The 13,948-nt window shown below is 27.4% G+C and carries 17 protein-coding genes; 1 reads left to right on the plus strand and 16 read right to left on the minus strand.

What is annotated here, in order from left to right:
• Positions 1-138 precede the first annotated feature (138 nt).
• From B5E92_RS13335 to B5E92_RS13365, 7 genes are all read right to left on the minus strand, one after another.
• A complete protein-coding gene (locus B5E92_RS13335) occupies positions 139-372 on the minus strand; it encodes a hypothetical protein (protein ID WP_239406476.1) in 234 nt (77 codons plus the stop codon).
• Positions 369-680 (minus strand): hypothetical protein, encoded by a 312-nt coding sequence (locus tag B5E92_RS13340; protein WP_087303018.1) that lies wholly within the window; start codon positions 678-680, stop codon positions 369-371. The genes B5E92_RS13335 and B5E92_RS13340 overlap by 4 nt, the downstream gene beginning before the upstream one ends.
• Before the next feature lie 85 nt (positions 681-765).
• On the minus strand, positions 766-1,311 hold the full coding sequence (locus B5E92_RS13345; RefSeq protein ID WP_087303020.1) for a flavodoxin family protein: 546 nt from the start codon (positions 1,309-1,311) through the stop codon (positions 766-768).
• A complete protein-coding gene (locus B5E92_RS13350; RefSeq protein WP_087303022.1) occupies positions 1,304-1,663 on the minus strand; it encodes a cyclophilin-like fold protein in 360 nt (119 codons plus the stop codon). The genes B5E92_RS13345 and B5E92_RS13350 overlap by 8 nt, the downstream gene beginning before the upstream one ends.
• Before the next feature lie 217 nt (positions 1,664-1,880).
• Positions 1,881-3,314, minus strand: coding sequence for an ROK family protein (locus B5E92_RS13355; protein ID WP_087303024.1), 1,434 nt, complete (start codon positions 3,312-3,314; stop codon positions 1,881-1,883).
• 123 nt (positions 3,315-3,437) lie between these two features.
• Positions 3,438-3,737 carry a 4Fe-4S dicluster domain-containing protein gene (locus B5E92_RS13360; protein WP_239406478.1) on the minus strand — a complete coding sequence of 100 codons (300 nt, stop codon included), beginning with the start codon at positions 3,735-3,737 and terminating at the stop codon, positions 3,438-3,440.
• Positions 3,734-4,819 (minus strand): iron-containing alcohol dehydrogenase, encoded by a 1,086-nt coding sequence (locus B5E92_RS13365; protein ID WP_087303026.1) that lies wholly within the window; start codon positions 4,817-4,819, stop codon positions 3,734-3,736. Before B5E92_RS13365 ends, B5E92_RS13360 begins: the two co-directional genes overlap by 4 nt.
• Positions 4,820-5,107: 288 nt before the next feature.
• Between B5E92_RS13365 and B5E92_RS13370 the strand changes: the two genes are divergently transcribed.
• Positions 5,108-5,992: a MurR/RpiR family transcriptional regulator gene (locus tag B5E92_RS13370; protein WP_087303028.1), complete on the plus strand. Its 885-nt coding sequence runs from the start codon at positions 5,108-5,110 to the stop codon at positions 5,990-5,992.
• Between the two features lie 33 nt (positions 5,993-6,025).
• Here the strand turns inward: B5E92_RS13370 and B5E92_RS13375 are convergent, their stop codons facing one another.
• The 9 genes from B5E92_RS13375 to B5E92_RS13410 form a co-directional block, all read right to left on the minus strand.
• Positions 6,026-7,171 (minus strand): MFS transporter, encoded by a 1,146-nt coding sequence (locus B5E92_RS13375; RefSeq protein ID WP_087303044.1) that lies wholly within the window; start codon positions 7,169-7,171, stop codon positions 6,026-6,028.
• Between the two features lie 10 nt (positions 7,172-7,181).
• A complete protein-coding gene (locus tag B5E92_RS13380; protein ID WP_087303030.1) occupies positions 7,182-7,997 on the minus strand; it encodes an aldo/keto reductase in 816 nt (271 codons plus the stop codon).
• Positions 7,998-8,037: 40 nt separating this feature from the next.
• Positions 8,038-9,420: an MATE family efflux transporter gene (locus tag B5E92_RS13385; RefSeq protein WP_087303032.1), complete on the minus strand. Its 1,383-nt coding sequence runs from the start codon at positions 9,418-9,420 to the stop codon at positions 8,038-8,040.
• Positions 9,421-9,623: 203 nt separating this feature from the next.
• Positions 9,624-9,746: a hypothetical protein gene (locus B5E92_RS15940; protein ID WP_255375941.1), complete on the minus strand. Its 123-nt coding sequence runs from the start codon at positions 9,744-9,746 to the stop codon at positions 9,624-9,626.
• Between the two features lie 681 nt (positions 9,747-10,427).
• Positions 10,428-10,748 carry a hypothetical protein gene (locus B5E92_RS13390; RefSeq protein ID WP_087303034.1) on the minus strand — a complete coding sequence of 107 codons (321 nt, stop codon included), beginning with the start codon at positions 10,746-10,748 and terminating at the stop codon, positions 10,428-10,430.
• Positions 10,749-11,142: 394 nt separating this feature from the next.
• Positions 11,143-12,414 (minus strand): ATP-binding protein, encoded by a 1,272-nt coding sequence (locus B5E92_RS13395; protein WP_087303036.1) that lies wholly within the window; start codon positions 12,412-12,414, stop codon positions 11,143-11,145.
• Positions 12,415-13,085: 671 nt separating this feature from the next.
• Positions 13,086-13,343 carry an AAA family ATPase gene (locus B5E92_RS13400; RefSeq protein WP_087303038.1) on the minus strand — a complete coding sequence of 86 codons (258 nt, stop codon included), beginning with the start codon at positions 13,341-13,343 and terminating at the stop codon, positions 13,086-13,088.
• Positions 13,344-13,423: 80 nt separating this feature from the next.
• The gene (locus tag B5E92_RS13405) at positions 13,424-13,759 is read right to left on the minus strand and encodes a hypothetical protein (protein WP_239406480.1); all 336 of its coding nucleotides are present in this window, start codon (positions 13,757-13,759) and stop codon (positions 13,424-13,426) included.
• Between the two features lie 100 nt (positions 13,760-13,859).
• Positions 13,860-13,948, minus strand: an 89-nt coding sequence (locus tag B5E92_RS13410; RefSeq protein ID WP_143357593.1) for an IS3 family transposase, incomplete at its 5' end; no start/stop codon positions are given.

Consider the following 13,948-nt stretch of genomic DNA (forward strand, 5'->3'; position numbering starts at 1 on the left):
TCTTTCTTGTATAATTTATTAGTTTTCATATTTCAATTATACCAAAAAAATGTACGATTCCTCGTACATTTTTGCGTTTTTTACTACTTTTTTTCTCTATAAGTCGTTACAGCCCCTTATCCTTATTTATTTTTTCTTTTAATCAGCTTCTTTAGAGTATACATCAATAAACGGAACATCTTCAACACTATGTAGCGGGAATTCAGATTTAGCCGTAATATTAGCTAAATCACATTCAACCATACCAATATACATTGGTGGTATGGCTGGGCGATTTTCTAATGGTTTTATTTCACGGTTATTACATAGATACAATAAATCATATCCTCGTTTAAATGTTTCATAATCTTTATTACCATCTATTAATTTCATAGTCCCCTTGGCAATAACACTACGATAATCATGATAATGCCCTTTATATTTATGATCAGGAAAATCATTAAAAGCACTAAATTCCAGACATACTTTTGGATTTTTTTGATTAAATCAACTTTCAAGCCTCTTTTCATAAAATGAGTGTAAAAAATAAACTTGTTGTCTTTTACCTCAAAACCAAAATTAAGTGGTACGACATAAGGATAACCATCATCACCATTGATATCCACATTTACAATATTAAACATCTTTAACATATCTTCAATTAATACTGGATCTTTAACTTCTCTTTCAAAATTAATCATAATTTTCTCCCCTTTTGATAATAATTATAAAATTAAATTATTATCAAAACGATAATCCTTTAAACAAATAACCAGTACTAATCTTTTAAACTATACTCTTTCCTAATTCATAAGCTTCATTTAAAAACTTTTTATCAACAATTTTATTTCCTATCTGTCCACTACAACCATCAGCAAGTACCATGCCATTATCATTCCAGCCTAAAGCCTTTGTTAAAAGGCGATAAAATGATACTGACTGTTCAAAAGCATAAAATTCATCACTTCCACTTGTCATTAATAATACTGTATCTTTACTAGGATATTTATCATCTGTAGAAATAGCATATAAACGATCAATAAATGATTTTAACCTTCCAGATATACTCCAAAAATAAAGCGGTGAAGCTAAAACAAGTACATCAGCATCTTCAAATAAAGAATAATAGTCTTGCATAGCATCTTTAATAACACATTGATGTCCATTATGTTGACAAGCCTGACAACCTTGACAGCCTAAAATATTTTTATTTAATATAATTTTAGTAACATCATGATTAGCTTCCTTAGCCCCTTTGATAAAAGCATCTGATAATTGATCAGTATTACCATGAACGTTTCCACTACCAACAACAACTAATATTTTACTCATCTTCATTTTCCACCTTTTCAATAAGGATCGTACCTGATAAATTTTTAATATTTTCTTTTCCCTTAATGGCCTCACCTAAAACATATAAACCATTATAACTGCCACATCGATCATAATACATAACAACATTTTTCCATGGTGAAAAATAACCTAAAGTACCTTCTTGTCCACTTAATAATAATGGCGTGTTTTTGGTAGCTAAAGACTTAGATGGATAAAAAATTTTTTCGTTATTTGAATAATTTTCTACTTTTGTTTCTAATGGTAATTGTTGATATAGTGATTTTGCTCCATCACTTTCATTTAAAGTAAAAATAATTTGTTTTGATTGATTTGTCAATTTTATTTTCATATCATTACACTCCTTTATTTAAATATATTCTTATAATCAATACCGTTTAGCTTTATTAAATTATATATTTCAATATTTTTAATATCAAATGCTTATATTGAAGTAGTAACTATACTTATAAAGCATATATACTACTAAAAAAATCTAGAATTAATGGCTTTTAATATCCACAATTCTAGATTTGTTTTTAAAATATTTGATAAATATTAAAGGCATCTTACTCAAATGCCTCGTTTTGACTATTTTTAATATCATCAACACATAATTTAGTAGTTCCATCTAATAAATATGAACTTACTTCTTTAATACAATAAAACTCTGGTAAAAATTCCGCTGGAATAAATGATTTCAACTTGTTTTTTATTTCATCCATATCTGGTGTCATTGGTGAAAACAAAGCTACTGCTTCTGGTCCTACAGCACAAATAGTAGGTAAAAGGGCTTTAGTTACTAATTCCAAAACGCCTGGTTCACTCCATGCCAGTTTTTGAATATCATCAGAAAATTGCATTCTACGCATAAAATATCTTATTTCACCAGCAATACCGTTTTTTCCAGTAATTAAATTACCATTAGAGATAATCCCTTGACCACCAACACCATAGCCAAATGGTTGTGAATGGAAAACAATATTTTTATATTCAGGATGTTCCAAAGCAAAACCAACAACAGTTGCATTAGCATTATTATAAGTAAACACCTCAATACCATATTTCTTTTCAAAATCATTTTTTAAATCAATGTTTTTACCATCAATTGAGCTTTTTAACTGATTATCTCCTCTAACTATCCCCGGTATAGCAATTCCAATTACATCAATATATGAATGTTTCAATAAAACTGTATCAATAATATCGTATAAATCATAAACATTCATCGTTGGTTTAATTATCATATTACTATCAATTATTTCACACTTATCATTTAAACGATAATAAATTCTTGTTTGCGCTTGATCAGTAGAAATGACAATCGATAAAATTCTTTTTTCATATTGAATACAATGACTTTTTTCTTTTTTATCTTCAGTTTCTGCTTTTCTACTATAATATTTTTCAACCTCGCTACTTACAAACTTCAGCGCTTCTAAAGCATCATAGCTTGCAAAGATTGCTGTTGGAATTTGTAGTACTAATTTATCTGATAAACTGTCTTGTAATCGTTGTAACATATAACCGATTTGCGGTGCAATCAATACTACATCATATTTATCTACTTCTTCATAAATGTTCAAATATGATACGGCATCAAATTGATAATCTAAATTCATCATACCAGCAATTGAATTTAAATTTTCAGCAAACATTGATGTTGTTAAACCGGCAGTACAAGATAAAAGAACTTTTATTGTTTTTTCATTTTTTAATGATAATAAAGTTCCAACCATTTCATCATATAATTGTTTAGCGTGTTCTTCATCTTTTAATTCAAAATGTAAGTAGAATTTAACCGAATCATCTTTTTTAGATAATATTTTAAATTCAACTATTAGACTTTCTTCAATCTTGATAAAATTAATCTTAGCTTCACCATATTCAGTTTTTAACTTAATAGTTTCATCACTAACAACTTCAACTTGATAATCATCGCTGTCATGTTCTTTGATCCATGTTTTAAAGTCAAAATCAACTATTGTATTTTCTTCATCCATAATCGACCCTCTTTTCTTTTTACTAGATAATGATATTCTTTCTTTAATTTTAACATTCAAAATTTTAAACATCAATCAAATATATAAAAAGACAGGTTGATCACTGATAAACTATTAATTACATTATTTATCAAAAACTTCAGCTACTTCTTTTAATAAAGAAATAATTTCTAAATGCTGTGGACATACTCCTTCACATTGCCCACATTCAATGCAGGCACTAGCCTTTTGATAATCTCCGGTACTATGATCTTTATAATAAGTATCATAGCGTCGATTAGCTCCATACATTTTTACACTATTATAAGCAGTAAATAAATCAGGAATTTGAATATTCATTGGACATCCTGGGGTACAATAACGACATTTTGTACAAGGAATGGTTGGATAAGATAGTACTTGATTAGTAACCTGATGAATCAAATCAGCCTCTGTATGATTAATTTTTTTAAACCTAACTCTTCAACATTATTAGCTATACCTAATTCTAATAATGTTTCTTGAAAAGCTTTTACTCCTTCATAAGCTATTTGATCACACGATTTATTTTCAGGATCAACATTCATAACATTTAAAGCAAATGATTTTAAAATCCCCACATAATCTTGATAACAAGTTAATAAATACTTAGGCCACGTAATTGCAATACTTTGACTATAAGTTAATCCACATTTTTCTTCAATAATTCCACCCAAGGCACCACCAAGCCATAATGCTTTTTTCCCTCTTCCTAAAATTCTACTGGTTGTTAAAGCACTAGCCCACATTAACTGCGCTCGAGCATTTTTGTCATGAAGATCATTTTTTAAACATTTAAGAGCTGCTAAAACTGTTTTTAAAATGCTTTCAGTAAATCCATCTTGAATTGGGGTATCTGTAGTATTACAAACATATTGTTCCATTGCCTGAACTAAAATCGTTACCCCATGATAAAGCGTTAATGAATAGGGAATATTATATGTTAGCTCGGGATCTAAAATAGAAAAACGGGGATATGTTTTTTCAAATGAACCAATACTACCATTAACCCCTCTATCAATATCAACGATTTCACTATTACCATCCATTTCACTACCACTGCCAGGAATTGTTACAACTGTACCGATTGGTAAACATTTTAAATTATCATATAAAATCTTACCTGTTAAGATATCCCAAATATCATGTAAATTAGCCGCTCCTAAAGCAATAGCTTTAGCAACATCAAGACAGGTTCCACCACCAATTCCAATTATAATATCAATCTGATTTTCTTTAACGATGTTAATCCCCTCATAAACACGATCAAGTGCTGGAATTGTTACAAACGGTAATTCTTGATATTCAATTTCATTTCTTTCTAATTGATTTACAAGACAATCATATAAACCACTATCTTTAATACTATAACTACCATAAACTAATAAAACCCTTGTTCCATAATTTAAAATCTCACTTGATAGTTTTTCAATACTTCCGTTTCCAAAAATTATTTTAGTTGGATTTTGATATATAAAATCAATCATAACTGTTCTCCTTTCTTAGCTATCATTTTAATCAGCATCTTATTTTAAACAATTCAATAACAGCTTTTTGACATAGCATTTTCAAGTATTTGTCTTTAAATCATCTTTTTTGTAAATAGCATTTACAAAAACACCTATTTTTCTTTAAACAATAACTACCATTAAAATTCGAACATCATTTACAAAAAATAATAAAAAATATCATTAAAGTGTAAATACGCTTTTAAATTATTAGGCGTTTCTAGTGATAAATATTGAATTATGTTAAAATTAATTGAGGTGAGAAGCATGTTAATTAGAGAAAGATTAGAAAGATGTGAGTTTTCTAACAGTGAAAGAGTCATTATTGATTTTATTCTTAAAGAAAAGATGAACATCAAAAATATGACAATGAAAGAAATTGCAAATGCAACCTATACATCACCTTCCACTTTGATTAGAATTGCTCATAAAATGAAATTTAAAGGCTGGAATGAATTAAAAGAAGCTTATTTAAAAGAAGAAGAATACTTACAAACTCATTTTTTAGACATAGATGCTAATCTGCCTTTTAGTAATGATGATACGATCATGTCAATTGCATCTAAAATTGCAACATTAAAAAAAGAAGCTATTGATGATACTCTGTCTCTTGTAAGACATGATGATTTGCAAAAAGCTGTTCAAATGATCAAAAAAGCTTCTTCGATATATGTTTTTGCAGTAAGCAATAATGGTCTAATTACTCAAGAGTTTGCTCATAATATGTCAAGAATTAAAAAGAAAGTTACTATTTGTAATTTACAAGGTGAACTTGTTTATAGTGCTATTAACGTTGATATACAATCTTGTGCTATCATTGTTTCTTATTCTGGAGAAACCCCAATACTTTCAAGAGTTATTCAAGCTTTAAAGATGAATGGAATCCCTATTATTGCAATTACAAATATTGGTGAAAATACTGTTTCTAGAAATGCTGATGTTGTTTTAAGAATTTGTACAAGAGAAAAACTTTATTCAAAGATTGCAACATTTTCTACTGATGTTTCTTTTGAGTATATTTTAGATTTATTGTATTCATGTGTTTTTTCATTAGATTATGATAAGAATTTAGAAAGAAAAACAAAGATTTCACAAATGATTGAAAAAGGTCGTTTTTCAACAATTGATATTATGAAAGAAGATGAATTTTAAAAGATATTGGCATCAAACCAATATCTTTTTTATTTAATCAAATAACCGCTGATCATTACCACTAGGTATTTTATAAAAAATAACGATAATCATAGTCATTAAAGATAATAAACATAAAATCAAATAAAATGTATCATATGAATAGATATCTATCAAATAGCCACTTATAATTTGAAAAACAATTGACCCTAAATTACGACATGTTTGAACGAGGGCTAAAGCACTCATTTGATATTTTGTTTCTACAATTGTCGAAACAATCTTTAAATTCAACATAATAAATAACATTGTTGCTACAGCTTTAGTACAAATAGAAACAATGGTAATTATAAGTGGTAAATGAATAAAACTATAAGTAAAAAACTGAATGATCAACAAAATAAAAACACCTATTAATAATTGTTTATTAGTTAGTTTATTCATATACTGGTTAGAAAAGAAAATAACCGGTAATTCTGATAATGTTAGTATAAAAATAATTGATGAAGTTGTATTCATTGACAAGCCATTATTTTGAAACATTGCCGGTAAATAAGTGGTATTAGTGTTTGTAATACCGTAAAAAAGAAATACGATAATTAAATAAATTATAAAATTCTTTTGCACTAAGCCCCGGCTCTTTTCTTTTTTTCGAACTGTTGCCTGTTTAATATTACTTGTTCCATAGATACCGATAACACAAATAAACAGACCAATTGTAAAGAAAATATACATTGCTTCAGGAAAAACATATTCATAAATGATTCCTGATATTTTTGATGCAACTGCATAACCAATCGTTCCCCAGATTCTTATCTTGCCATATTGAAAACGTGATAATGTGGCCATATTTTCAATAACCGGATTAGCACTGTTAAATAAACCTAAAGCAAGACTATAAATCAGAGCAATCGTATATATATTTTTAGCAAAAATAAAGCAGATTCCTAGCATTGCTGCCAATAATAAAATTATCATATTCAATCTTTTTTGATGATAATGATCATTTAAATATCCTACAATAGGTTGAATAATCATTGATAAGACAAATGAGCATGATACAACAAAAGATACTTGAGTACTTTGATAGCCCTTATCCATTAAATAAACAGATATATATCCTGAAAAAACAGCTAAAGAGAAGAAGTAAAAGAAATACATCAATAAATAACTCAAATAGCTGTTTTTATAATATTTCATCACTCGATATTTAAAAATCGAAATCATCTGGATCAGGACCAGTCCTTTTATTTTGATTTAAGGCATTCATTAAGCTCATTTCTTCATCTGTTAATTCAAAATCAAATAAATCAATATTTTCTTCAATACGATCTTTATGAATAGATTTTGGTAATACAACAATATGTCTTTGTAATAACCATCTTAAAATAATTTGTGCTGATGATTTATGATATTTTTTAGCAATCATTTCAATCGCTGGAATGTGTAAACATGCCCCACTTCCTAGTGGCGACCAGGCTTCTAATACGATTTTATTTTCCTGACAGAATTCAATTGTTTCTTCATCTTGCATTTGAGGGTTAATCTCAATTTGATTAACACTAGGAATCTTATGAACATTTGCTAAAAGATTTTGTAAATGAGATTTTCTAAAATTAGAAACACCAATACTTTTAATCAAACCGGCTTCTTTTAACTTTTCCATTTCTAAATAAGCATCAATATACCCTTCTACTGGCCAATGAATTAAATATAAATCTACATAATCAACCTGCAATCTACGCAAACTTTCTTGAAGCGCTTCTTTAGTGTGGTGTTTTCTAATATCATCATTCCATAATTTTGTAGTAATAAAGATTTCTTCTCTTGGAATCCCGCTTTCTTTAATAGCCATACCAACTGCTTCTTCATTTCCATAACATGCTGCCGTATCAATATGACGATAGCCAACTTTTAGTGCATCTAAAACCGCCTGTTTAGTATCTTTACCACTTTGCCATACCCCTAAAGCAACAATCGGCATTTTTTGACAACAACATAATTTAACTTTAGTATTAATATTCATTTTAAATTCTCCTTTATAATATTTTTATAAATTAACTTTTTTAAACTTCTTGAATAATATGATATTCTTTTTCAATATCATTTACTGAAAGCTTTTTTAGAAGAAAGATTTTATGAAAGTAGATATAGTTTGTTATAGTGGTAATAAAATCTGATATTGGTTCAACTAAAACTACCGCTAAAACCTGATTTTCAAAAAACATTGGTAGAATAAAGATTAAAGGGATCAGTAAAATAATTTTGCGATAAAAAGCAAAGAAAAATGACATTTTACCTTCTCCTAACGAATTATATGATTGCTGACAGGTTGAATTAATTCCCATGATACAACCACCTAAAATATAGATTCTTAACATCCAGCCTCCTAGTCTTAAAAGCTCGTTATCACTTGTAAAGATACCAACAAAGATCTGTGGAAATAACTCCATCAATAAAACAATCACTAGACTGTATGAACATGTAGCTTTCATTGCTAAAGATATTGTTTCCTTGCATCGTTGATAATTTTTAGCGCCATAGTTATAAGAAATAATCGGTTGACTACCTGAAGCAACACCTTCAATTGGTAATAAGACAAATTGATACATTGATGTCATGATCGTCATGGCACTAACTGCTAATGAACCACCAAAACTTAATAACTGCTGATTAAAACAAATTGTAAGTAATCCTTCTGATGCCGACATAAAAAATGGCGAAGAACCTAACATCAATATTCTTTTTAAAACAGACCATTTAATACGAAAACGATTAAACTGAATCCTTAAAATTGTTTTTTTACCTAAAAAGAAACCAATGACAAATAGACAAGAAACCGCTTGTGATAAAACAGTTGCAATTGCTGCTCCTTTAACGCCCATATTAAATTGATAAATAAACAGAGGATCTAATATAATATTAAGTCCAGCCCCAAGTAATACCGTTAACATGCTAAAACGAGTATATCCTTGAGCATTTACAAAATAATTCAACCCAACAGTAAGCTGGATAAAGATCGTTCCTAAAGCATAAATAGAAATATAATCTCTTGCATATTGAATAGTTTCCTGATTAGTACCAAATAGATATAAAAGTGGATCTTGAAATAACCAGACAACTGTTGTAATGATAAAAGAAGTAATAACTAAACAAATAAAACTTGTTGTTAAAATATTATTTGCTTCTTTTTTCTTCTTTTCTCCTAGTAAAATTGAACTTAATGGTGCACCACCACGACCAAATAAACCATTAAATGCGGTAATAATAGTTGTAAGTGGCACACATAAACCAATAGCTGCCATTGCCAAAGCTCCATCTGGTAATCTTCCTATATACATACGATCAACCATGTTATAAATTAATGTAACAATCTGTCCACATATCGATGGAATTGCTAGTGTAAATAATAATTTTGGTATTTTTTGATGTTGTAATCTTTCTTCCATAAATCTTCCTCCTTTGCAAGTTCATTATTTCATAGAAAAAAGATCAAAAAAATAAATGTAAATGACATTGAAATATCATTTACATTTTTTTATTTATTCATTATTTAATTTGAAAATACTATTTACATTCTAAAATATCAAAAAGATGAGCTTTATATAACTCATCTTCTAAATTTTTATATGTAGTAAATATTATACTGGTTTTAAGAATCATCTGAAATATCAATAGTAAATTTGCCTTCATTATAATCACAGGTAATATAAACACGCTGATCTTGATTTTCAATCTCAAAATATTCTTCTTGTAAATAATTAGAAGTCAACATATATTCACCTACTGGTACTGTAACTGTTTTTTCTCTCGATCAGTTGCCGCAATAGCCATTATTGTTGGATCACCATCGTCATCAAATTTAGTTAAAGTCAAAACATCGCGATCTTCTAAATTTTCAGCACCTATATATTTATAAGATACTAAAACACTTGCTTCATTGCTATAATCTTCACCTAATTCTTCTTCATTTTTTACTTTACTCTTTTAACTCTATAAAATAATTCTACATCAATAAAACTGCTTGTCAATAAATCCTCTTTATATGATAATAATTCATCAAAAATATTATAACTATAAACAAACTTTAAAAATTGTTGAATATAAAAAATAAATTCTTACATTTTTAACCCAAATAGTAACTATTTATTAATTATCTGAAAATAGAATCTTATTGTTGTGTAAGTATTTCAATTAATTTTTCTCCTAATATTCTTTTTGATACATAATCAGGATAGTAACCACGATTATCATCTTAAGCAAATAATATTTAGAAAATTGCAGATTTTCGTAATACCAAAATTAAGTTCTTTTATATTCTGTTATTTCTTCATTTCAATATAAAATCTTCCTTGACAATGTTTCCATGTGCCATCTAATGGAAGGTGATCATCTCATTTATTAACTTTTTTAATATTCATTAAAATAAAAGATATACTTTCTATTCTAATAATCATTATTTTAGATACTTTTTTAAAATAAAACTTTCAAATATTGCCATTACCACTACTATACCTGGCATGACTGTCAAAACCACAAGAAAAAAACATATTAACTTATTAGTAATAACTAATCCTTCAAAAATAAAAATTACTCCATAAACCAGCATCAGCCGTGCAGTTGCATGATTATATGATCTGACATTAGTAATCTGATCTACTCCTGGTGGATTTGAATTATTATATATAGTTACTGGTTTCTTAGAAAAATAATAATAGATCGACACACAAATCATTGCAAAGCCAATTATAATTGCTGCACCTCTTTCTAATGGCATAAATATCCCTCCTATTAAGTAACCCTCATCCTTTAAGAATATTATGACACCTTAAATCAATATTAGCAATCATATAAAAAAGAGAAAACAATATTTAGCTTTTCAAAGCAAAAATCTTATTTTTTCATAAAAAATAAACCAAAATCAAACAAAATTTTAATTAAAATCAAGAATCTTCTTTATTTCTGTCCAAACCATATCAGCAATTGCAATATTTACCAAAAATCTATATAAAAAGAGCATTAAATCTCTAGGTTCTTACTCAATAATGGGTAAATAAAAATTAAGAAGGAATAAAATTTGTTGAATCAATCAACTTATTTTATCCTTCTATTTTCTTATGTTATCATCAAATAAAAAAAGAACCTATCTCTATAATATATAATATTCTTAATTAAAATAAATCTACTCTGTTTAACAGAAAATCAATCAAGCTACAATGAAAAATACCATCGTTATCATAATAATTATGATAGATATCATTTCTAATAATTATTTTTTTAAAAAAATCATTTGTTAACATCAACGAATGAATTTCAGAATTTATTTTACTGTCTTCTTCCATTCTTAATGCAGACTGTATATATATTCTTCTATCCCCATCGTTAACTACAAAGTCTACCTCTTTAACAGCTGTTGTTCTATTATGTCGATCATATACCACACCAATATCTACTGAGTAGCCTCTTCTCTTCAACTCAACATAAATTATATTTTCCATTAAATGTCCCGGATCAAACTGTCTAAAATTCAAACGTGCATTTCTTAAGCCAACATCTGTAAAATAATACTTATTTGGATATTTGAAATATGATTTTCCTTTGATATCATATCTTTTAGCGATTAAAATCAAAAAAGCATTGACCGAATGATTTATATAATGGCTGACAAGATTATTGTCAATTTTTTCTTTTTTCTCACTAGATATCACATTTGCAACTTTTGTAGGATTTGTTAACGAAGAAATTTGTGATGATAAATAATCAAGTATCTCTTCTAATATATCTTCTCTTTCTATTCCATTTCTTTCTTTAATATCTTTGATATAAACTTCTTCATACAGCGAGATTAGATATCTTTTTTTAGCATTATCATCATTTAATTCCGTTAATCTAGGCATGCCCCCATAAAGCATATATTCATTTAAACATCTCGCTTCATCTCCACCTTTAAAAGAATAATATTCTTCAAATGATAAAGGATAAACATGAATCTGAGTAGAGCGTCCTCTAAATTCAGTCAAAATATCACTAGCCAGCATTTTTGAATTAGAGCCAGTAACATAGACATCTAAATTCTTATATGATTTTAATTCATTGAGCATATCGTATATAGTGACCTCAATATTACCATTTTCTTTATCAATAGTTTTTATACTCATTTGAATTTCATCAATAAAAACATAATATTGATCTTTACTATTGTTTATAATAGATTCAACATAATCACATAATAAGATAGGATTTCGATATTTGTAATACTTTCTCTGATCTAATGAAATTATTATAATGTTTTCTTCTAATACTCCTATAGACAATAAATAATTCTTAAACAATTCAAATAAAAGTACCGATTTTCCAACCCTTCTCAAGCCAGTAATTACTTTTATTTGTCCATCCCACATACTTGATTTCAATTCTTCTAAATAAAAATCACGTTTTATCATATTACACCTCCATCTTTAATCATTTACGTTTGTACTTATAGATATAATATCATTTAACAAACTAAAAAATCAATATATATCTATAAGTATAAACGCAAATGTTTGTACTTATAGATATATATTGTTATATTTTATGATTTATTATTTAGTATAACCATTTTACTTCTTTTTAAAGCCAATCAATTGGCTATTTGTTAACATTTCATATATTCAATTGGGAATAAATTCAATTGCCCCAAGAATTTTTAAAACTTATAAAAAATTATTTCTTAATTTCATTTTAAATTATAATAATATATCCATCATATCACTACTAATTCTATGTAACAATTTTAAACTTAATTAATCAAAAAGTTGCTTAACTTATTGATTTCGATTTAAACAAACTTAAATAATATTTTTAAACAAAAAAGCGTTGATAAAATCAACGTTTTTTGTCTTTTTGTATTATTCATCTATGAGAATGATGACTTTTTGATGATAATAGTTAAATAGAATAGATGAAATATCTTTTAAAGACATATGTAATTCATTAATATTGATGTTTATATCACTATTTTGTATATCACTATATTTATCAACAATATTTGCAATGATATTGGCAAAAATATAAATCTGAGATTGAAAAGTATTGCATTCATATCTTTCAAAGATAGAAAAATGACAGGATATTAATTTTGATGAAGCATGAGATATTGATGTTTTGATACATTCAAACCCTCAAAAAGATAAGCATTTTCTTTTTCCTGATTAGAAAAGAAATAATAAAGCATACTCATGTTTAATGTCTTTCCAAAATGTCTAGGGCTTGTATACAACATGACCTTATCGCTTAAGACATCATCTATAAGCATTGTCTTATCAACATAATAATAAATCTTATCAATGAATTCTTTAAAATTTTCTGTTCCTGTTGTGATAAGCTTCATTATGATTTTTCCTTTCTTTTTGATTATATTATAGTCAAACAGTACAAAAAAGTCCTGTATTTCTACAAGACCTTTCCTATTTATTTTAAATTTCTAAATATATCCAATACATCTTCTGATAACCCATCAGATACAATCACCATATGGTCATTGACTTCTACTTTCTTTTTATCATCACCAATTGTTTTTTCATCCATGATACGTTCAAACTCATCACCATCTTCATAACGATAAACGTCAATATTTCCATTATCCGTTACATAACGATAACCTTCTACACCACCAACATTTGTTGCATCTAAGACATTTTTAGAAGAATAATCAATGTTTCCTTCTTTCAAGCCATTTTCAAATTGAGCATACCAATCATCTGTTTTGTTAGTTGGTGTGTTATTGTTATTTTCATTTTCTGTCACATTATCTGTTGAACGATTGTTATTGGCTGTATCATCCGATATATCTGTCTGACTACTACAACCAGTAAATATGGATTGTCAACACTTTTTTGGACAATTTCTATGAGAACATTCTAAATTCAACAGGTGTTTTATAATCAAGTGAACCATGTATCCTGATATTATTATACCAGTTTACATAATCAAATA

Source organism: Erysipelatoclostridium sp. An15 (assembly GCF_002160675.1).
GTDB lineage: Bacteria > Bacillota_I > Bacilli_A > Erysipelotrichales > Coprobacillaceae > Thomasclavelia > Thomasclavelia merdavium.